The sequence below is a fragment of the Chryseobacterium jejuense genome, assembly GCF_900100075.1.
Lineage (GTDB): Bacteria > Bacteroidota > Bacteroidia > Flavobacteriales > Weeksellaceae > Chryseobacterium > Chryseobacterium jejuense.
Genome location: NZ_FNEG01000001.1, coordinates 508837 through 529642 on the forward strand (window position 1 = coordinate 508837; position 20806 = coordinate 529642).

Genomic DNA, 20806 nt, shown 5'->3' on the forward strand with positions numbered 1-20806 from the left:
ATCGTTTTTCATTTCAATATTTGTAAAAAGTATCGATTTTTACAGTTGATTCTTTAATTTTTGACCTTGAATTTAAATGTAAAATTTCGGCACTTATCTCTTTGTCTATTCTCTTTATTTTAGCTTCTATAACCCAAAGTTTTCCCTGTTCACAATCTTCATTTTAAAATTTCTGAACAAATCAATTGATGGTCAACTCAAAAATGCCTAAATTTGTACGCTTTTAGAAAAATAAGAAATGCAATTATCAGAACAAGAAATCATTAGAAGAGAAAAGCTGAATAAGCTTACTGAAATGGGGATTAATGCGTTCCCTGCGGATGAGTATACAATAACAGATACTACAGAATCTATAAAACAGGACTTTTCTGAAAGTAAACAGGTGAAGATCGCTGGTAGATTAATGTCCCGCAGAATTCAAGGAAAGGCTTCTTTTGCAGAATTGCAGGATTCTAAAGGAAAAATCCAGGTTTACTTCAACAGAGACGAGATCTGTCCGGGAGAAGATAAAGAATTATATAACGAAGTTTACAAGCACCTTTTAGATATCGGTGATATTATTGGTATTGAAGGAGAATTGTTTACTACTCAGGTAGGAGAAATGACGGTTTTAGTAAAGAACTTTACGCTTCTTACTAAGGCTTTACGCCCACTTCCTCAGGCAAAAACAGATGAAAATGGTGTTGTACATGACGGATTTACAGATCCTGAATTAAGATACAGACAACGTTATGTAGATTTAACGGTAAATCCACAGGTGAAAGAAATTTTCGTGAAGAGAACAAAATTGTTCAACGCAATGAGAACTTTCTTTAACGATGCAGGATATTTTGAAGTAGAGACTCCAATTCTACAGTCTATTCCTGGTGGAGCAGCGGCTAAACCTTTCATCACGCACCACAATGCTTTAGATATTCCATTATATTTAAGAATTGCCAACGAATTATATCTGAAAAGGTTGATCGTAGGTGGTTTTGACGGAGTATATGAGTTCTCTAAAAACTTCAGAAATGAAGGGATGGACAGAACTCACAACCCTGAATTTACTGCAATGGAAATCTATGTAGCGTATAAAGACTACAACTGGATGATGGATTTCACAGAAAAACTATTGGAATTCTGTGCTATTCAGGTAAACGGAATTACAACTGCTACTTTCGGAGAGCATGAAGTAGATTTCAAAGCTCCTTATCCAAGAGTTTCTATGACGGAAGCCATCCTGAAATTTACAGGTTTCGATATTACTGGAAAAACAGAGAAGGAATTATATGACTTCGCTAAGTCTATCGGAATTGAAGTGAATGAAACGATGGGTAAAGGAAAGTTAATTGATGAGATCTTTGGTGAGAAGTGTGAAGGAAACTTCATCCAACCGACTTTCATTACAGATTATCCTGTTGAAATGTCTCCATTAACTAAGAAACACAGAAGCAAAGAAGGCTTAACTGAGCGTTTTGAATTAATGGTTTGTGGTAAAGAAATCGCCAACGCATACTCAGAGCTTAATGATCCAATCGATCAAAGAGAGCGTTTTGAAGCTCAGATGGCTTTATCTGAAAGAGGTGATGATGAAGCAATGTTCATTGATCAGGATTTCTTAAGAGCTCTTGAATACGGTATGCCTCCTACATCAGGATTAGGAATCGGTATGGACAGATTAATTATGTTCTTAACGAACAATGCCTCTATCCAGGAAGTACTATTCTTCCCTCAGATGAGACCAGAGAAAGCGGTTCCTCAAATTGAACTAGGAGAAGATGAGAAAGTAATCCTTGAAATCCTTAATGCTCAGGAAGAAGCGATGTCTTTAGCGGAAGTAAAGGAAAAAAGTAAGTTATCCGGTAAGAAATGGGATAAAGCTTCTAAAACTTTAACAAAGAATAATATTGTGAAAGTAGAGAAGATTGATGAAAATCTTTTGATGAAACTCGCTTAGTTTTATACAATATAATAATAAAAAACCGGTGCAGAATTATTCTGTACCGGTTTCTTTTTTCCATTTTCGGAGCTGCGTTCTAAAATTTTTAAAAGGAGCAACCGTATTGATGTGTATCCATTTCCAAACGGGCCATTTGGCGGGTGTTGTGGCCCATTTTCTCTGCTCGGGTTCAAACAGTATTTTGTCATCAAGCTTTTCAATCCATTCAATAATTTCATTGACATGCTTTTGTAGGAGCTCTCTTTGTTCTGCTAAACTATAAGAAGCATATTGGTTGTAGAAAGACTGATATAATCCTTTTAGATTATTCCATTTGAACTCAGGAGTAGGTGTTTTTACCTCAATACCTTTCTTTTCATCAGCTTCCCATTGCAGGAGCAGATGGGTCCAGCCAAGCTGATAGGATATATTTTGTGCCGGAGTTTTATCAACCCCTGATTTTAACAGATCTTTTTCTTCTTCTTTAATAGTATCGAACTCCTGATCGTAGAGCAAAAATCTTGTTTTGATCTCTTTAATAAGCTCTGTTTTGTCCTTATAACTTTGCATGTATTATTATTTTCTCAACTTACTGAAAGAGGCCATCAAGTAAAATAGAAACGGAAGAATAAATAATGAACCCAGCATTAAAGCCCAGCCTAAAGCTGCAATTGTTTTAGGTGGTGCCATATGTTCTAACAATGAAAGATGCTGTCCGTTCCCTAATAAAATAATGTCCGGGTTATGCTGATACGTTGCCGCTACAAGAATCATTACCATTTGAAATCCTGCAAGAGCTCTCACGGGAAGTAACTTCTGGTTATTCAAAGCTCTTAAAATAAGCAATAAAGCAACTGTAGCAAAAGCAATGGCCATAATTCCCAAAGGCTTTGAAAATACCCACATCAAAAGAGGAATATCTGAAAGGTAAGCTGTAACAAACACAAGGATTCCTGTAATCACAACAAAGATCATTGTCTGTTTTGATTTTCTGATCATTAATAATAATTCTTCCTTACCACGGGTTTCTCTCAGTGAAAAAATAGAGGCAAGATAAGCACACAATGCTACCGTAAATAAACCTACAGAAACTCCAAACCAGTTCAGCCAGCTAAAAATATACAGGTCAAGGAAGGTGGTAGCATCAGGATTGATAGAATATGATACTGTTGCCGCTGCTATTAATCCAAGGAAAAAAGGAGTTAAGAGACTGGCATAATAAAATATCTGTGTATATAAAACCTGCCAATTGTCCTTTACTGCATCATAATGCCTGAATGTAAAAGCTGTTCCTCTTGCAATAATTCCTACAAGCATTAAGACTAAAGGAATGTGAAGGTAGGTAGACATGGTGGTATAAATTTCCGGAAAGCCAACAAAAAGGATTACAATCGCAATAATCAGCCACATGTGATTCGCTTCCCAAACAGGAGCAATAGATTCATACATGATCTCATGTGTCTTATGGCGGGCTTTTTTATTGGTAAACATTTCTACAATACCTGCTCCAAAGTCAGCACCTCCCAGAATAATATAAAGACAGATGGAAAGCCAGAGAAAACCTATAACAATGTAGATCATGATTTTTTGTTTTTATCGTTAAACTGTGGGTCTGTTGGATCATAAAGTTTTGGTACCATCTGTACCTGTCTTCTTAAAAGGAATACCAGAATCAATGATAATGATATAAAGATCGCAGTGAAGAAATAGAAAGAATACTGTATTCCCGGCATTGGGGTTACGGCATCAATCGTCCTCATGACTCCATAAATGATCCATGGTTGTCTTCCTACTTCAGTTACTGTCCATCCTGCTTCCAGGGCAATATATCCGAAAGGAGTAGCAATTAAAAAAGTTTTTAAGAACCAGTTTTTAGTCAGCCATTCCTTTTTAAAGAAGAAAGCATATAGGTATATTGCTCCTATGCAGATCATTACCACTCCAAAGAAGATCATGATCTGAAAAGCATAATGAACAACTGCAATCGGAGGCCATTCGTCTTTTGGGAACTCCTTAAGTCCTTTTACTTCAGCATTGAAATCGTTGCTTACCAAAAAGCTTAATACCTTTGGAATTTTAATAGCATATTTTATTTCCTCTTTTTCTTCATCGGGAATTCCACCAATCACAAAAGCGGCTCCTTTTTCAGTTTCAAAATGAGCTTCCATTGCAGCAAGCTTAATGGGCTGTCTCTCTGCCACAGATTTTGCGGCTACATCACCACTTAAGGGCGCTCCAAATGCTCCAATTAAGGCAAAACCCACTGCAATTCTGAATGCTTTGGTATGAAACTCCACATTCTTTTTTCGCATAATGAGAAAGGCATGAACTCCGGCTACTGCAAATCCTGTTGCACAAAAAGCGGCAACAGTCATGTGAAGTGCCTGTGGAAACCATGCATCATTGAACATTGCCTTAATAGGATCTATATTAAGGTATTGTCCGTTGATATAATCAAAACCGGTAGGAGAGTTCATCCAGGCATTAGCAGCTACTACCAAAATACCTGATGCTAATCCACTTACGCCTACAAGAAAACCACAGAACCAGTGAAACCACTTATTAAACTTATCCCAACCATATAAAAAGAAGCCAATAGCAATGGCTTCAATAAAGAAGGCTGTACCTTCCAATGAGAAAGGCATTCCAAAGATAGGACCTGCATGTTTCATAAACCCGGGCCATAGAAGTCCCAATTCAAATGAAAGCATAGTTCCTGAAACAGCTCCGGTAGCAAATAAGATGGCAACCCCTTTGCTCCAGGCTTTTGTTAATCCTTTATATACTTCATTATTTGTTTTTAGATACTTCCAATGGGCAAAAGCCATTAGAAAAGGCATCACCATTCCCACACAGGAGAATATGATATGGAAGCCCAGAGAAAGTGCCATCTGGGCGCGGGCAGCTATAAAATCATCCATAATATCAACTTTTCAGTAAATAAATTTACGCATAAATTATTGATGTTGAGTATGATTTAAAACAGTTGTTATTTCAGCAATACATTTTAATTTTGAATCTTTTATGGGCTGGCTATTCTTTATGTAATTCTACATTTTTTTGACACTTTTTAACTTTCATACCTCGAAAAAAATCACGATATTTGTAAGTCTTTGCATATAGCAAGATTTTTAATATTTAATATGAGTCAAAAACAATATACAGCTAGTAGTATTCAGGCATTGGAAGGAATGGAGCACGTACGTATGCGTCCTTCAATGTACATTGGTGATGTAGGATTAAGAGGTCTTCACCATTTGGTTTATGAAGTAGTAGATAACTCTATCGACGAAGCATTGGCAGGATTCTGTGACACGATATTCGTTGCCATTAAAGAAGGAAACGGAATCGAGGTTAGCGATAACGGTAGAGGTATTCCGGTTGACTTCCACGAAAAAGAACAAAAATCTGCTCTTGAAGTTGTAATGACGAAAATTGGAGCCGGAGGTAAGTTCGATAAAGATTCTTACAAGGTTTCAGGAGGTCTTCATGGAGTAGGGGTTTCGTGTGTGAATGCACTTTCCAACGAAATGATCACTACTGTTTACAGAGACGGAAACGTTTACCAGCAGATATATTCAAAAGGAAAAGCTCAGACAGGAGTAGAAGAGATTGGAAACAGTGATAAAAGAGGTACAAAACAGTTCTTCCAGCCGGATGATACTATTTTTACAGAATTAGTTTACAACTACGATACATTAGCAACCCGTTTAAGAGAGCTTTCTTACCTTAATAAAGGAATTACCATCACCCTTACAGACGAAAGAGAGAAGGCGGAAGATGGTTCTTTCAGATCAGAAATTTTTCATTCTGAAGGAGGGTTAAAAGAGTTTGTTGCTTATATCGATGGAAATCGTGAATCTATTATGGAGCACGTAATTTTCATGGAAGGAGAAAGAGATAATATTCCTGTAGAAGTAGCAATGCGTTATAACACTTCTTTCAACGAGAATCTTCACTCTTATGTAAATAACATCAACACTCATGAAGGAGGAACCCACTTGGCTGGTTTCAGAAGAGCTTTAACAAGAACTCTAAAGAAATATGCAGACGAATTAGGGCTTCCGGCAAAAGAAAAAGTAGAAATTACAGGAGATGACTTCCGTGAAGGATTAACCGCTGTAATTTCTGTAAAAGTAATGGAACCTCAGTTTGAAGGACAGACTAAAACGAAATTAGGGAATTCTGAAGTTTCTGGTGCTGTAGATAAAATTGTAGGGGAGATGCTTACTAACTTTTTGGAAGAGAATCCTAATGAAGCGAAGACTATTGTTCAAAAAGTTGTTCTAGCCGCAAAAGCAAGACAGGCTGCTAAGAAAGCTCGTGAAATGGTTCAGAGAAAATCTCCGATGGGAGGTTCTGGACTTCCTGGAAAACTATCTGACTGTTCATCTAAAGATCCGGCAGAATCAGAAATATTCCTTGTAGAGGGAGATTCCGCAGGTGGAACTGCTAAACAGGGACGTGACAGACACTTCCAGGCGATTCTTCCATTAAGAGGTAAAATTTTGAACGTAGAGAAATCTATGCTTCATAAAGTATATGATAACGAAGAGATCAGAAATATTTATACTGCTCTTGGGGTTTCTGTAGGAACAGAAGAAGATAGCAAAGCATTGAATATGGTTAAGCTTAGATACCATAAAATTGTAATTATGACCGATGCTGATATTGATGGATCTCACATTTCTACCTTGATTCTTACTTTCTTCTTCAGATATATGAAGGAACTTATTGAGAATGGATATATTTATATTGCTCAACCACCTTTATATTTATTGAAGAGAGGGAACAAAAAAATATATGCTTATAACGAGAAAGAGCGTGAAGAATTTACTCTGGAAATGTCTCCGGACGGAAAAGGAGTTGAAGTACAACGTTACAAAGGTCTTGGGGAAATGAATCCAGAGCAGCTTTGGGAAACAACTCTTAACCCTGAACACAGAATTCTGAAACAGGTTACTATTGATAATGCAGTAGAGGCAGACAGTGTTTTCTCAATGTTGATGGGAGATGAAGTTCCACCAAGAAGAGAATTTATCGAGAAAAATGCGAAATATGCAAAGATTGATGCCTAAACGTTTTTAAAATATCAAAAAAAAGCTTCTAATTATTTAGAAGCTTTTTTTATATTTGGTGAAACCAATAAAAAATAATAATATGTTAACTCTTTTACAAACAGACCCCTACAATGGGGCGGATGCGGTTTCTGGTGCAGCCGCTGCAGGATTAGGGATTGGAACGATGTTCATGAGCTTACTGGTATATCTGTTTTACGGGTATTGTATGTTCAAAATCTTTAAAAAGGCAGGTAGAGAAGATGCGTGGGCAGCTTTCGTTCCTATCTACAATGCTATTGTTATGCTGGATATTGTTAAAAAACCAATATGGTGGATTATCCTATTCTTAATTCCATTTGTGAACCTTTATGCTGCATGGGTAGTCAACGAGAGATTGGCTAAAGGTTTTGCAAAGGAAACCCCTCTTTACACAATTTTACTGTTTTTCTTTGGATTTATTTTTATTCCAGTACTTGGACTTGGAAGTGATACCTACGACAGTAAAAGAATACCGAACGATTAATTAAATAACAAAAGAAAAATAGAGACTTCAGAAATGAAGTCTTTTTTATTTGATAGATATTGAAATATAGTATTAATTGTAGTCTTTTGTAATATTAATTCTACAAATATTGAATTATGTGAATCGCTATTTATCCTAAATTTGGAAACGCAGACAATATGAAGTTGACCATTTCATATTTAAAAATTAATCTTAAATGATTATAAAGGAATATACATTCAAAACGTCATTTCTGTTTGTATATAAATAACTTTTGATTATTTACAACCTTATTTAAGGTAGATTTAGGATAGTGCTTTTTTAAGTATTAGTAGAGGCTCCACCATGTGGAGCCTCTTTATTTCATCATTTCGAGAGATTTTATTTTCATAATACCCTGATAATTAAATGATTATTGGTTTTTTTTTTTTGTGGGGTTATTTTTTTGCTATTTTTTTTAACAATTATTAAGATTTTATTATTTTTACCCCATTATAATAAACATGATGAAAATATTATTTCTTGGGGCCCTGTCTACCGCCTCAATGTATTTCGCCCAAATCTATCCGGCATCTTCAATTCCAGAAAACTTAAAGAAAAATGCTAATGCAATCATCAGAAAAAATCTAACAACAGTTAAGATTAATAAAGTTGATGAAATAAAATACCAATACAATACCGTTACTACAGTTTTAAATAAAGATGGAAGTGAAAAAGCAATAGCTTATATTCCTTATGATAAAGCAAAAAGTATTTCTAATGTAAAGGTTACCATCTATGATGAATTTGGTAAGAAGATAAAGAGTTATTCAAAATCAGACTTTAGTGATTTTGCCAATAATACACAAGGGGTATTTTATTCTGATAACAGGGTGATGGTTTTATTCTATAGTTCAACGCAATATCCTTATACCATTGATTTCTCGTATGAGTCTGAAGATAAAAACACCATTTTTATTCCTGATTTTGTGCCATTTTATTCTACCAATACCTCTCTGGAAGAAGCTCAGATGAAAATTATCAATACCTCAGGAATTGAGCTTCGAACCAAAATTTATCCGTCAAAGTATAATTATACCTCAGTAGTTGAAGGAGGAAACGGAAATGAAAAAACGTATTCTTATAATAATGTTCCGGCAGTTGATGAGATTGCAATGATTCCGGAAACTGTTAAAATTTTGCCTAAAGTAAGTTTTGCCCTTACCAAGTTCAACCTGGCTGGAAAACAGGGAACATTGAATAACTGGAAAGACTTCGGTACTTGGTATTATAACAACCTTGTTGAGCCTGTAGCAGTATCAACTCCTGATATTAAGGCTGAAGTTGCAGCTTTACAGCTTCAGGGCTCGGTAGAAGAAAAAGTAAAGAAGATTTATCAGTATATGCAGACCAAAACCAGATATATATATGTAGGACTGGGAATTGGCGGCTGGCTACCCATGATGCCGGATGAAGTACATAAAAAGGGATATGGAGACTGTAAAGGTCTTACCAATTATATGAAAACCCTATTGAATGAAGCAGGAATCCCTTCTTATTATTGTGTTATCAATTCAGGACTTTCTCAGGTTTCTTTTGATCCGGACTTTCCTAAAATGGGTGGAAACCATGCTATTTTAATGGTACCTACAGAAAACGGAAATATCTGGCTCGAAAATACTTCACAGCAGATTGCATTTAACCATTTAGGATATAGTACCACAGATAGGAATGTACTTTCTGTAAAGAAAAGCGGAATAGAACTGATTAATACTCCGGTATATTCAGCAGATCAGAATAAAGAAAAACAAAATCTGAAAATAAAAATAGGCGAGGATAACAGTATTACAGGCGAAGGGAATTTTTTCTATACAGGAAGTCAATATGATAATAGCCTTGGATTTGTAAACCTTAGCCCGAAAGAAAAGAATGATGCCATTAAAAAAAGGTTAGAGGTTTTAAACTTTGAAAAAGTTGAGATGAAAAACTTTGTCAATGATAAAGATAAAGCTGTCATTACCTATGATTTAGATTTTAAAACCCATAATTATTGCAAGAATGCAGGGAATAGTCTCATTTTCAGAGCTGTCCCTATTTCTTCAGATGGTGTTTATAAAGCAGATGAAAACCGCGAGCTTCCTTTTGAGGTGAGACAATCTTTTGAGGATGAATATGAAATCAGTTTTATCATACCTAAAGGTTATAAAACCGATGAAACCCCTGATGATGTCAATATAAACTCCGAATTTGGAAATTATAAGCTAAGTTTTGTTAAAAATAATGATGGAATAAAAGTGACCCGAAAAATGCTGATCAACAAAGGAACTTTTCCCAAAGAGAAATACAATGATTATATAGGGTTCAGGAAAAAGATCATAAACATGGATAACTCAAAAATTTTGATCACAAAAATATAAAAGATGAAAAAAATAATATTGCTGCTGGTATGCTCAGCAAATGTAATGATGATTAAAGCTCAGAAACATGAGTTTTTAGATCCGCCTAAATTTTCTGACGCGGATCTTTCTAAGCCTAAATCATTAATAGATGAAAATGCACCGGCAGAAATTTTGTATAGATCTGTGCATTTTATGGTGGATGCTGGCTCAGGAGAATTTTCTAAAAAATATTTTTACAGAATAAAAATCTACGACAAAGATAAAGCTGAAGATTGGCTGAATTTGGAAATACCTCTTTATGAGTCGGGTGGATCTAGGGAAACATTGGGGAAATTCAAGGCTTTTACCTACAATCTGGAAAATGGAAAAACAGTTCCTTTAAAAGTTGAGAAAAGTTCACAATATAAAAGTCAGGAAAGTAAATATGTAAATGTCAATAAGTTTGCCTTTCCTAATGTGAAGAATGGCTCAGTACTGGAATATCAGTATGAAATATTATCGCCATTTATATACATGATTCCGGAGATTTTAATTGAGACGAATATCCCATCTCTTTATACAGAATATGTTTTTGATGCTCCAATCAGTGTTTCATATAATATAAATTATACAGGCGCATTGGCACCTAAATATAGAATGGTGGATGAGAAGAGTTTTGCTAGTGGCCAATACAAAGTTTACAGGTTTGGTTACGAAAATGTAAAAGGGTTCAAAACGGAAAAGTTTGTGAGAAATGACAGAAACTTTCGAACAAAAATAAGTGGAGAGCTTCACTCTACCTATTTTAGAGAGCTTAAGCTGTACTCTTCTTCATGGGATCAGATCAGTAAAAGTCTTTATGAAAGTGAGGGTTTTGGTGATGAATTAAAGAAAACAAGATTGGCTAAAGATAATATGCCTGCAGGGGTGATGACTATGAAAAGCGACCTGGAAAAAGCCAATGCTATATTTTCTTATGTTCAAAAAACATTTACATGGAATAAAAGACGGGGAATTTACACTGATGATGGAATTAAAAAGATGCTGGAGACTAAAACAGGAAACTCTGCGGAAATTAATCTTTTTCTTGTAATGCTTCTCCGTGAGGCAGGGCTAAAAGCAGATCCGATGGTTATCTCTACGGTTGATAATGGATTGATCAATTTGGCTTCACCTAATGTCTCTAACATGAATAATGTGCTGGCAACTGTAGATATAAGTGGGAATTATCATACTTATGATGCTACCTCAAAACAGTCTTCTATGGATGAACTTCCTCTGAGAGACTGGAATCAGTTTGGGATTTTGCTAACTAAAACGAAAGCTGTACAGATTCAGCTGCAGAATATGAAGAAAAGCAGTACATTTCTGACAGTGGATGCAAAGCTTAATGATGATGGCAGTATCTCCGGATCTTATTCCGACAAAGATACAGGAACATTTGCCATGTATGTAAAAGATAGCTATGATGAAAATCCTGAAAAATATAAAAAGCAGTATAAAGAAAATTATTCTATAGATTTTACAGGAATTGATTCAAAAGTATTAGATAATGGTGCGTTTGAAAGTACAATGAAGTTTTCATCATCCAATTTAATAGATAGAGTAGGAAAGAAGCTAATCATCAATCCAATGTTATTTTTAAGCAAGACTTCTAATGAGTTTGACCAAACAGAAGCTCGAAAGTATCCTATTGATTTTGGTGCACCTACTACAAAGATAAAAAAAGTAACCTTGGAAATTCCTGAAGGTTATACAATTGAGGAATTACCAAAAAATAAAAAAATTGTAACTGATGACAAACAGATAGAATACAGTTATATGTTTGAACAAAAAGGAAATAAACTGGAAATAACTTCCACTACTAAAGTTGCCAGCGCCGATTATCCTAAAGAATACTATCCCGTATTCAAGCAAATTTGGGGAGTAGCATCCAAGCATGAAAATCAGGTGATCAGCTTAATAAAGAAATAATGGTAAGCTGTTTGTAACCGTAATATTATTTTTTTTGAATAAATTTTTAAAACCATTCATCTTTTGAATGGTTTTTGTATTGAATACCCAAAATTGAAATTATGAAAAATACGGTTGCCGTTCTTGCTCTTTCCTCATTCTTTGTGTTTACTGCCTGTAAGAAAAATGAAACAGCAGCAACATCAACGGAGAAAACGGAAAATAAAAAGTCTGAAGAATTTGTAGTAGACTCAGTATTAATAAAAGATTCAACAAAAATTACGGATTCCTTAAAGCTTAATTATACTTCCAAACTGTTGGTATTCCCTACGATTAATGATAAAAAACTTTTAGACAGCATCTATTTTCAGAATGATAAAATAAAAGACTTTTCTAAGACTGGCCTGCAGGCTTATCTGGAAACTGAAAAAAATAATTATTTCAATTCTGTAAAAAAAGATAATAAAGATTGGGCTTCAGATATTACTTATGCACAGGATTGGTACTCAAGTTCACACATGAATCTTGTGTCTAATATGAATGGCTATATGCATATTCAGTATACAGGAAGTGGATATGAAGGCGGGGCACATGATAATTATGGGTTTTCGGAAAGAATTTTTGACCTTAAAAACAATAAAAAATTAGAGCTAAAAGATATTACTTCCACTCCAAAAGCTAAGCTTGAAGAGATGTTGATGAAAAATATCAATAACATTAATAGCGGAACAATGGATGATGATGGAAGTGTAAAAAATTCAGAAATGTTACTGGTAGAAAAGATTCCGGCTTCAAACAACTTTTATTTTGATGAGAAAAACCTGTATTTTCATTACAGTCCATATGAAATTGCAGCATTTGCAGCAGGAGATATCATCATTCCTATTTCATGGGAAGAGTTGAAAGGCACATTAAATGAAGAATTTAAAGAAAGAATGAAAATTAAATAACTTAATGCTTCCGGGTTCAGGAAGCATTTTCTATTTTTGCGGTAATGGAAAAAGTAGCTTTTATCATCAATCCTTTTTCGGCCAAAAAGAATTATCAGCCGTTTTTGAATGAACTTAAAAATAAGGTTGGTAATCCTTTGTATTATGTCTCCGAATCTATTCCGGGAACAGACGAATTTATCAAAACGCATTTTGATGAAGTAGATATTTTTGTGGCTATAGGAGGAGATGGAACCATTTCTACCGTAGCCAAGAATCTGATTTCTACAGATAAAATACTAGCCATTTTTCCTGCAGGATCAGGAAATGGATTCTCGAATGAAACCCGTTTCAGTAAAAACCTGGATGAACTTTTAGAGAAAATTAAAGCTAAGCAATCCAGAAAAATCGATACTTTTACAGTCAACGACAGACTTTCTATCAACGTTTCAGGAACAGGATTTGACGGAAAAGTAGTTAAAGAGTTTGAAAAAACGAGTCGGGGTTTCAAAAACTATATCAAAGTTTCATTGAAGACCTTCTTTAACTACAGACCGATTAAGGTTACCTTTTTTGATGAGGAATATAAGCAGTACAACGGCAGATACCTGATGCTTAATGTTGCTAATACCCGTCAGTTCGGGAATAATGCCTATATCGCACCCAAAGCAAGCAAAAGCGATGGATTGGTAGACATGGTGTTGGTTAAAAAATTTCCTCTAACCTATTCTGCGTTGTTTGCTTTCAGAATGTTCACTAAAAGATTAAAGGATGACGAGTATGTAACTTATCTTCCAGTTTCAGAAATCTCATTTAAAGTAAATACCAAAAACTGGCATCTTGATGGTGAATTCAATAAGATAGAATCACCAGTTCATGTGAAAGTACAGCCGGCAAGTTTGAATATTTTAGTGTAAAGTGTTATTTAGTTTGTTCCATCAAACCCGTAAATATCACCAAAATCATTTTTACATTTTCTAAAGAATTCTTGAGGCAACCCATTTTTTAGGTTAACTCTTGTAATTGTATTTTGGTTGCAACTGATATCTGTATTTTGAAAGATTAAAACTCCATTTTTTAATTTGGTGGGTAAATAGGTGGTTAAAGTCAAATAATAATTTCCGACATACTGATTCTTTTCATTAAAAATTAAAATTCTGTTTGTCGCTCTTTGAGATAAGCCCCAAACCCATACAGAATTTATGATTTTAAAGATTTTTCCTTGATTTGTTTTTACAGCTCCCAAATAGGTTAAGCGTGTTTCCATTCCTCCTTTTTCATTCCATTTTCCAAAAATTAATTCTTTTCCAATTAATTTTTTTTGTAAAACTTTTAATCGAATATTACCATCATTAATCTGAGATTTTCCAAAATAAGGAACTAATGTAAGTAAGGTAAATAAAATCTGAATTCTATATATCTTTTTCATAAAGATTAACCCTCCAGGTGCTTTTCAATTTCATAAGGATTATCCAGACAATACTGTAACTGCTCCTTATCTAATTGTTTTTCCCAATTAGCAACCACTACCGTAGCTACAGAGTTTCCTATCACATTGGTAAGAGCTCTGCATTCACTCATGAATTTATCAATTCCAAGAATTAATGTCATTCCGGCAATTGGAATTTCCGGAACCACAGCTAAAGTGGCTGCCAACGTCACAAAACCTGCACCGGTAACTCCAGCTGCACCTTTGGAACTTAACATGGCTACCAAAAGAAGCATCAGTTGTTTTTCAATAGGAAGATGGATATTGAGAGCCTGAGCGATAAACAAAGAGGCAAGCGTCATATAAATATTGGTACCATCAAGATTAAAAGAATACCCCGTAGGAACCACAAGGCCTACAATGGTTCGGGAGCAGCCTGCTTTTTCCATTTTTTCCATGATTCCCGGAAGGGCAGATTCTGATGAACTTGTTCCTAGTACCAAAAGAAGTTCTTCTTTAAGATAAAATAACAGCTTAAAAATGTTGAATCCGTTATACCATGCCACAGCTCCTAAGACCAAAACAACAAAAAGAATAGATGTGATATAGAATGTAGCTACCAAAAATATAAGATTCAAAACAGAATGAAGCCCATATTTTCCTATGGTAAAGGCCATTGCTCCAAAAGCACCGACGGGTGCTAATTTCATCAGAATATGAACAATTTTGAATATCGGAGCAGAAAGATCCTGAAGAAAATCAGTTACTTTCTGGCTTTTTTCCTTTGTTAAAACCAAGGCAACACCCATTAAAATAGCAACAAGAAGTACCTGAAGAATATTATCACCTACCAAAGGGCTAAAGAGCGTTTCTGGAATAATATTCATAATAAACCCTGTAAGCGTAGATTCGTGAGCCTTTTCCTGATACTCTGATACATTTCCTGAAAGCGTTGCCGGATCAATATTCAAACCATGCCCAGGCTGTAAAAGATTTCCAACCACGAGACCAATGATAAGGGCCAGAGTAGAGAAGGTAAAGAAATAGATCATGGCTTTTATGGCAATTCTTCCCACTTTCTTAAGATCGGTCATGTGGGCAATTCCTAGGGTAAGTGTGATGAAAATAACCGGAGCAATAATCATTTTTACCAATTTGATAAAGCCATCTCCTAATGGTTTCATTTTTTCTCCCAATTCAGGATAGAAGTTTCCCAGTAAAACACCTGCACTAATTGCGATGATCACCTGAATATAAAGCTGATTGTATATTTTTTTTGCTTTCAATGAACAGTCGTTTTGTTTTTTTAAGGGCGAAAATTAAGAAATTTTATCTAAAAAACTGACAAAAGTCATGAAAATTAATCTAATGCATATCGCTTGATAGGGGGTGGAAAAAAGACTTCGGCTTCATTCTTTGCAGACAAAATTGCCTATAGAATGAAGCCGAAGTTATGTTATTGATAAAGAAATATTTATTCTACTGCTACAGAATCATCTCCACGTCCGTCTGCAACGGCATGAATGTTTCCGTTTTCATCAAGGACAATCACTTCTGTTTTTCCAATTTGTTTTACTTTTTCAAAGGTGTAGTTTTTCTTTTTCAGTTCAGCAATAGTACTTTCCGGGAAGTTGTTTTCCACTTTTATAGTTTCCGGAAGCCACTGATGATGGAATTTAGGAGCATTTACCGCAATGTTAGCGTTTTGCTTAAAATCAACCACATTGACAATAGATTGATATACAGAAGTCGGAATTGTAGTTCCTCCAGGAGTTCCCACTACCATATAAGGTTTTCCATTTTTAAGCAGAATGGTAGGCGTCATGGAAGAAAGCATCCTTTTATTCGGCTGAATGGAATTTGCTTCTCCGCCTACCGCTCCAAACATATTCGGAACTCCTGGTTTGATGGAGAAATCATCCATTTCATTATTTAAAAAGAAACCGGCTCCGGAAACCAGAACCTTACTTCCGTAATATCCATTTAGAGTAGTGGTTACAGAGGCAGCGTTTCCATCCTTATCAAGAACAGAGATGTGAGTGGTTTGAGTAGATTCTTTAGGCTGTTCTATGATTTTTCCTACTTCTGAACTTGGGGTAGCCTTATCAAAACTGAAGCTTTTCCATCTTCCTTTTAAGTATTCGTCAGAAATCAGATAAGTAGTTTTATCCTGAATAAAATCCGGATCTCCCATATATTCTGCTCTGTCTGCAAAAGCTCTTCTTTCTGCTTCTGTCATAATCTGAACAGCTTGTGTTGAATTCAGTTGGTACTTTTCAAGGTTTTCAAAGCTGGCCATTCTCAACATTTGAGCAAGAAGCAACCCGCCGCTGGAAGGTAAAGGCATTGAAACTACATTGTTTCCTTTGTATTCAAATTCCAGGGCTTTTCTTTCTGCAACCTTATAGTTTTTAAGATCTTCCAAAGTAATGATTCCGTTCCCTCTTTTCATTTCAGCGATCAGAAGATCCGCTGTTTTACCTTCATAGAATCCTTTTGCACCCAGTTTTTGGATTAGTTTTAAAGTCTCTGCCAGATCTTTCTGTATTAAAAGATCTCCTGCTTTCCATGGAGTATCCTTTACAAAAACGATGGCTGATTTATTATGTTTCTTAAAATGTTCCGTATTATTGTTAAGCATCTCAGCTTCTTGTTCCGTAATAGCAAATCCTTGTTCAGCAAGATCAATAGCAGGCTGAATGATCTTCTCCATCGGAAGTTTGCAGTATTTCAGCGTAGCAAAGAATCCAGCCACACTTCCCGGAATACCTACTGCCAGACGTCCGTTTTGAGATAAGTCTGTGTTAGCTTTTCCGTTTTTATCGAGATACATATCTCTGGAAGCCTTTTTAGGAGCAGTTTCTCTGTAATCCAGCGTGAATTTTTCACCATTATTTTTTACACCTACTAAGAATCCGCCGCCGCCAATGTTTCCTGCCTGTGGATAGACTACGGCTAATGCATATTGAGTTGCTGTAATGGCATCATAAGCATTTCCTCCCATTCGCAGGATCTTCGCTCCCGCTTCACTGGCTAATGGATGTGCAGATACTACCACACCTTTTTTCTTAACCTTTACCTCCTTTACAATATTGATATCTGTAAACTGAGCCCAGCTAAGCTGGCTGGCTAATATAATCGACGCAATTAAGATCTTCTTCATACTGATTGTTTTTCTTATAACAAAAATATAGAAATTAGATCAATAACTTTAGTTTGGAGCTAAGAAAGTAGGGTAGAGAGGTTAGGAAGTTGGAAGAAGGAAGCTGGAAGTTTCTATTGGTCTTATTGCTAATATAAGTTTGTTCAATAGGTAATACACTTGGATTTTCAGTACTTCTAAGACTTTAATAACTTCCTTCTTCCAACTTCAGGCTTCCCACTTTTATCAGAATTCAGGTTAAATGATTTTCACAGCAATTGGGAAAAATATTTTAAATACACCTTTATTATTATGGTTGACATGTTTTTTTTACTTTTGTACAATTCTAAAAAAATCTAAAAAATGGAATCCTATACGGAAAGAATACTGATTACAGGTGCTTTGGGACAAATCGGCACCGAGCTTACCAATAGACTTGTTGAAATTCACGGAGCAGAAAATGTTGTTGCTTCTGGTTTGGACAGATGGCAGGAAGGAATTACCTCTGCAGGTCACTATGAGAGAATGGATGTTACCAATACTCAATTAGTGAGACAGATCGTTAAGGATTATGATATTACTACAGTGTATCACTTGGCGTCTCTTTTATCAGGAACTTCAGAAAAGCAGCCTATTTTTGCGTGGAAACTGAATCTTGAACCTCTTCTTCATTTTTGTGAAATGGCTAAAGAAGGGCTTCTTAAAAAGATCTTCTGGCCAAGTTCTATCGCGGTGTTTGGAAAAGGAATTCCAAAGCATGAGGTAGGACAGGATGTAGTACTGAACCCAACAACTGTTTACGGAATCTCTAAGATGGCAGGAGAGAAGTGGTGCGAATATTATTTCGACAAATATGGAGTGGATGTAAGAAGTATCAGATATCCTGGATTGATCTCTTGGAAGACTCCGGCAGGTGGTGGAACAACTGACTATGCTGTTGAGATTTTCTATAAAGCAATTGAAGAAGGTAAGTATACAAGTTTCATTTCCGAGGATACCGGAATGCCGATGTTGTATATGGATGATGCCATCAATGCCACTCTGAAATTAATGGACGCGCCAAAGGAAAATGTAACTATTCGTTCATCTTATAATTTAGGAGGAATGTCATTTACTCCAAAAGAATTGGCAGAAGAAATCAAGAAAGAAATCCCGGATTTCAGCATTGATTATAACCCGGATTTCAGACAGGCAATTGCAGATTCGTGGCCAGCTTCTATTGATGATACTGTAGCTAAAAAAGATTGGGGACTGACTTATGATTTCGGAATTTCTGAAATGACGAAAGACATGATTAAGAATCTGAAAGTAAAATTAGCTAAGAATTAATTATGTAAAGTAATACTTTAATTAAGTGTTGTTTTAACATCTGATTTTTAATTTATTATAACTGTTATCTAAAATTTAATTTAAATGATATTATTGACTTTCAACATTACAAATATTGAGGCTGGAACAAAAAACGGCTCTCAGATTACCAGTGATGAAAGATTAAAAATTACAGAGGAGAATACAAAAGCGATTCTCAGAATTTTAGATATTCATGATACAAAAGCAAGTTTTTTTGTAGAGGTTTCTCTCACTGAAAAACTGCAGAATCTTATAAAAGCAATTTCATCCAAAGGGCATGAAATTGCTTTTTATAATCGAGACTCAAATCTTGAAGAACTTGAAAATGCCAAGAAGAATATTCAGGAACTTTTAGAAAAACAGATCAGGGGAATTCGTCAGAAAGATGTGAAAATTCCGCAGGAAAGTCTGAAGCTTTTGGAGTTTAATTATGTCTCCAATATCGACAATGCCAATATCCTTTTTCCGTTCAAACGTCTGAAAAGAGATACTGAAATTACAGAAGAAGATGGATTGAGCATTGTGCCGGAAAGTATCTCTCCTTACAGCCAGTTGCCTTACAATGATTTTGTATTTCAGATTCTGCCCATGAAGTATTATCAGAACATGGTGTTGGAAACCTTACAGAATGAAGAATTTGTTCTGATCTACCTTGATGCATGGCAGTTTACAGATTTCAAAAAATACCGTTTTGATATTCCTTTTTACCGGAGCTTATTTTCGGGCAAAAAAATGGAGGACAAATTAGATGCCCTCCTTACTTTTCTTAACGAGAAGGACATGGCCACTTCCCGTATGAAAGATTATATTTTTTAGGTTGTAGGTGTTAGGTTGCAGGGAATAGAGAGATGGTATTTGTTACAGTAACCAATATTCAATTTTTAACTTCCAACCTTAAACCTTAAACCTTAAACCTTAAATCTTGAACTCAAAATTAGCTTAGTTCAAAAAGAGTAATCTCTGGCAATACCCCAACTCTTCCCGGATATCCCAATACTCCAAACCCTCTGTTGACATACAATAGTTTTCCTTCGCTTTCATAAAGATCGGCCCATTTTGGATAGCGATACTGAACCGGCGACCATTTTATGTTTTTAAGATCCAAACCGAATTGCATTCCGTGCGTATGACCGGAAAGGGTCAAATGGATGTTTCCAGGGTGCTTTTTTACTACATAATCAAAGTGAGTAGGATCATGACTCATTAGGATCTTTGTTGCGGATTCTGGAACTCCTTTTAAAGCGTTGTCAATTTTTCCGAACTGAGGAAATGGTTTTAATCCCCAGTTTTCAACTCCAAGAATGTATAATTTTTCTCCGTTCTTTTCAATGACTCTGTGTTCATTTCTTAACATGTCAAATCCTGCTTGCTTTTCGTAATCAATCAGAGTATCAAGGTTTTTTTTCTTGGCTTCAGGAGAATCCCAGGTTACATAATCTCCGTAATCGTGGTTTCCTAATACTGCAAACTTACCGTCTTTAGCCTGAATTTTGGAGAATAAAGGAATGAAAGGTTTGAACTCATCTGCTACGTTGTTCACCATGTCTCCTGTGAATAGGACAAGGTCTGGTTTCTGCTCGTTAATCAGATCCACTGCGTGTTGTAATTTATTTGGGTCAGCAAAGCTTCCGCTGTGAACATCCGATATCTGGATGATTTTATAACCTTTAAAGCTTTTCGGAAGATTGGTGAAATTTACTCTTACCCTTCTTACCTTATGTCTGTATTTTCCAAACGTAATTCCGTCTATGAAAAGAGCTGAAAGGACTCCGCTCATTCCAAGTCCCACCAGACTCAGAAACTTCCTTCTCTCCGGAAAGAAATTTTCCGAGGGTTTGGCAAAGCCTATTAAATAGCCTCCGGCTCTGATAATATCATCAATTAATAAAAACAGAACCACGAAGATTTTTGGAAGAATAAAAATCAAAAACAATGAAATCATGATCTGAGCCCTTGCCGTACTTCTGTCTGATCTTTGGAAATGGGAGACTTCGTAGGCGAAAATTCCATACACAGCTAACGATATCACCCAGTATCCGATCCTGATCCAGGAATTATCGGTAAGCGTTCTGATAGCCTGATAAATATACACTTCCAAAAACAGGAAGATTCCAGCGATAATTAAAAGATTCTTTTGCATGTTCTGATAAAAAAAGCACAAAGAAT

16 protein-coding genes are annotated in these 20806 nt (G+C 35.6%); 9 read left to right on the forward strand and 7 right to left on the reverse strand.

Annotated elements, in window-relative coordinates; all coding sequences use genetic code 11:
- Nucleotides 1-238: 238 nt before the first annotated feature.
- Nucleotides 239-1936 (forward strand): lysine--tRNA ligase, encoded by a 1698-nt coding sequence (gene lysS, locus BLS98_RS02265; RefSeq protein WP_089733180.1) that lies wholly within the window; start codon nucleotides 239-241, stop codon nucleotides 1934-1936.
- 36 nt (nucleotides 1937-1972) lie between these two features.
- On the opposite strand, the gene BLS98_RS02270 is transcribed toward lysS, so the two are convergent.
- From BLS98_RS02270 to BLS98_RS02280, 3 genes are read right to left on the reverse strand one after another with little or no spacing between them, the layout of a single operon-like run.
- Nucleotides 1973-2488 carry a ClbS/DfsB family four-helix bundle protein gene (locus BLS98_RS02270; protein ID WP_089733182.1) on the reverse strand — a complete coding sequence of 172 codons (516 nt, stop codon included), beginning with the start codon at nucleotides 2486-2488 and terminating at the stop codon, nucleotides 1973-1975.
- Nucleotides 2489-2494: 6 nt separating this feature from the next.
- Complete coding sequence (locus BLS98_RS02275; protein WP_089733183.1) at nucleotides 2495-3499, reverse strand: cytochrome d ubiquinol oxidase subunit II; 1005 nt, start codon at nucleotides 3497-3499, stop codon at nucleotides 2495-2497.
- Nucleotides 3496-4839 (reverse strand): cytochrome ubiquinol oxidase subunit I, encoded by a 1344-nt coding sequence (locus tag BLS98_RS02280; RefSeq protein WP_089733186.1) that lies wholly within the window; start codon nucleotides 4837-4839, stop codon nucleotides 3496-3498. Before BLS98_RS02280 ends, BLS98_RS02275 begins: the two co-directional genes overlap by 4 nt.
- A 222-nt stretch (nucleotides 4840-5061) precedes the next feature.
- Between BLS98_RS02280 and gyrB the strand changes: the two genes are divergently transcribed.
- The 6 genes from gyrB to BLS98_RS02310 all read left to right on the forward strand — a co-directional run bounded on the left by gyrB (nucleotide 5062) and on the right by BLS98_RS02310 (nucleotide 13636).
- A complete protein-coding gene (gene gyrB / locus BLS98_RS02285) occupies nucleotides 5062-6996 on the forward strand; it encodes a DNA topoisomerase (ATP-hydrolyzing) subunit B (protein WP_089733188.1) in 1935 nt (644 codons plus the stop codon).
- 82 nt (nucleotides 6997-7078) lie between these two features.
- Nucleotides 7079-7501 (forward strand): DUF5684 domain-containing protein, encoded by a 423-nt coding sequence (locus BLS98_RS02290; protein WP_089733189.1) that lies wholly within the window; start codon nucleotides 7079-7081, stop codon nucleotides 7499-7501.
- A 482-nt stretch (nucleotides 7502-7983) separates the two neighbouring features.
- Complete coding sequence (locus BLS98_RS02295; protein ID WP_089733191.1) at nucleotides 7984-9876, forward strand: DUF3857 domain-containing transglutaminase family protein; 1893 nt, start codon at nucleotides 7984-7986, stop codon at nucleotides 9874-9876.
- A 3-nt stretch (nucleotides 9877-9879) separates the two neighbouring features.
- A complete protein-coding gene (locus BLS98_RS02300; RefSeq protein WP_089733193.1) occupies nucleotides 9880-11811 on the forward strand; it encodes a DUF3857 domain-containing protein in 1932 nt (643 codons plus the stop codon).
- Between the two features lie 101 nt (nucleotides 11812-11912).
- Nucleotides 11913-12740 (forward strand): RsiV family protein, encoded by an 828-nt coding sequence (locus BLS98_RS02305; protein ID WP_089733196.1) that lies wholly within the window; start codon nucleotides 11913-11915, stop codon nucleotides 12738-12740.
- A 44-nt stretch (nucleotides 12741-12784) separates the two neighbouring features.
- A complete protein-coding gene (locus tag BLS98_RS02310; RefSeq protein ID WP_089733198.1) occupies nucleotides 12785-13636 on the forward strand; it encodes a diacylglycerol/lipid kinase family protein in 852 nt (283 codons plus the stop codon).
- 8 nt (nucleotides 13637-13644) lie between these two features.
- On the opposite strand, the gene BLS98_RS02315 is transcribed toward BLS98_RS02310, so the two are convergent.
- The 3 genes from BLS98_RS02315 to ggt all read right to left on the reverse strand — a co-directional run bounded on the left by BLS98_RS02315 (nucleotide 13645) and on the right by ggt (nucleotide 17311).
- Nucleotides 13645-14148, reverse strand: a complete 504-nt coding sequence (locus tag BLS98_RS02315) for a hypothetical protein (protein WP_089733202.1) — start codon at nucleotides 14146-14148, stop codon at nucleotides 13645-13647.
- 5 nt (nucleotides 14149-14153) lie between these two features.
- On the reverse strand, nucleotides 14154-15434 hold the full coding sequence (locus BLS98_RS02320; protein WP_089733205.1) for a dicarboxylate/amino acid:cation symporter: 1281 nt from the start codon (nucleotides 15432-15434) through the stop codon (nucleotides 14154-14156).
- A 188-nt stretch (nucleotides 15435-15622) separates the two neighbouring features.
- On the reverse strand, nucleotides 15623-17311 hold the full coding sequence (ggt, locus tag BLS98_RS02325; RefSeq protein WP_089733208.1) for a gamma-glutamyltransferase: 1689 nt from the start codon (nucleotides 17309-17311) through the stop codon (nucleotides 15623-15625).
- 342 nt (nucleotides 17312-17653) lie between these two features.
- Between ggt and BLS98_RS02330 the strand changes: the two genes are divergently transcribed.
- Together BLS98_RS02330 and BLS98_RS02335 are read left to right on the forward strand one after the other, a co-directional pair.
- On the forward strand, nucleotides 17654-18619 hold the full coding sequence (locus BLS98_RS02330; protein WP_089733210.1) for an NAD-dependent epimerase/dehydratase family protein: 966 nt from the start codon (nucleotides 17654-17656) through the stop codon (nucleotides 18617-18619).
- 84 nt (nucleotides 18620-18703) lie between these two features.
- Nucleotides 18704-19456 (forward strand): polysaccharide deacetylase family protein, encoded by a 753-nt coding sequence (locus BLS98_RS02335; protein ID WP_089733212.1) that lies wholly within the window; start codon nucleotides 18704-18706, stop codon nucleotides 19454-19456.
- Nucleotides 19457-19574: 118 nt separating this feature from the next.
- On the opposite strand, the gene BLS98_RS02340 is transcribed toward BLS98_RS02335, so the two are convergent.
- The gene (locus BLS98_RS02340; protein ID WP_089733215.1) at nucleotides 19575-20780 is read right to left on the reverse strand and encodes a metallophosphoesterase; all 1206 of its coding nucleotides are present in this window, start codon (nucleotides 20778-20780) and stop codon (nucleotides 19575-19577) included.
- Between the last annotated feature and the right edge of the window lie 26 nt (nucleotides 20781-20806).

What these genes read in the sequence shown, in the direction of transcription:
- BLS98_RS02290 (WP_089733189.1), top strand. Translation starts at nt 7,079, where the DNA reads ATGTTAACTCTTTTACAAACAGACCCCTACAATGGGGCGGATGCGGTT.
- BLS98_RS02275 (WP_089733183.1), bottom strand. Translation starts at nt 3,499, where the DNA reads ATGATCTACATTGTTATAGGTTTTCTCTGGCTTTCCATCTGTCTTTAT.
- lysS (WP_089733180.1), top strand. Translation starts at nt 239, where the DNA reads ATGCAATTATCAGAACAAGAAATCATTAGAAGAGAAAAGCTGAATAAG.
- BLS98_RS02295 (WP_089733191.1), top strand. Translation starts at nt 7,984, where the DNA reads ATGATGAAAATATTATTTCTTGGGGCCCTGTCTACCGCCTCAATGTAT.
- BLS98_RS02270 (WP_089733182.1), bottom strand. Translation starts at nt 2,488, where the DNA reads ATGCAAAGTTATAAGGACAAAACAGAGCTTATTAAAGAGATCAAAACA.
- BLS98_RS02310 (WP_089733198.1), top strand. Translation starts at nt 12,785, where the DNA reads ATGGAAAAAGTAGCTTTTATCATCAATCCTTTTTCGGCCAAAAAGAAT.
- BLS98_RS02330 (WP_089733210.1), top strand. Translation starts at nt 17,654, where the DNA reads ATGGAATCCTATACGGAAAGAATACTGATTACAGGTGCTTTGGGACAA.
- BLS98_RS02280 (WP_089733186.1), bottom strand. Translation starts at nt 4,839, where the DNA reads ATGGATGATTTTATAGCTGCCCGCGCCCAGATGGCACTTTCTCTGGGC.
- BLS98_RS02340 (WP_089733215.1), bottom strand. Translation starts at nt 20,780, where the DNA reads ATGCAAAAGAATCTTTTAATTATCGCTGGAATCTTCCTGTTTTTGGAA.
- ggt (WP_089733208.1), bottom strand. Translation starts at nt 17,311, where the DNA reads ATGAAGAAGATCTTAATTGCGTCGATTATATTAGCCAGCCAGCTTAGC.
- BLS98_RS02305 (WP_089733196.1), top strand. Translation starts at nt 11,913, where the DNA reads ATGAAAAATACGGTTGCCGTTCTTGCTCTTTCCTCATTCTTTGTGTTT.
- BLS98_RS02315 (WP_089733202.1), bottom strand. Translation starts at nt 14,148, where the DNA reads ATGAAAAAGATATATAGAATTCAGATTTTATTTACCTTACTTACATTA.
- BLS98_RS02300 (WP_089733193.1), top strand. Translation starts at nt 9,880, where the DNA reads ATGAAAAAAATAATATTGCTGCTGGTATGCTCAGCAAATGTAATGATG.
- gyrB (WP_089733188.1), top strand. Translation starts at nt 5,062, where the DNA reads ATGAGTCAAAAACAATATACAGCTAGTAGTATTCAGGCATTGGAAGGA.
- BLS98_RS02335 (WP_089733212.1), top strand. Translation starts at nt 18,704, where the DNA reads ATGATATTATTGACTTTCAACATTACAAATATTGAGGCTGGAACAAAA.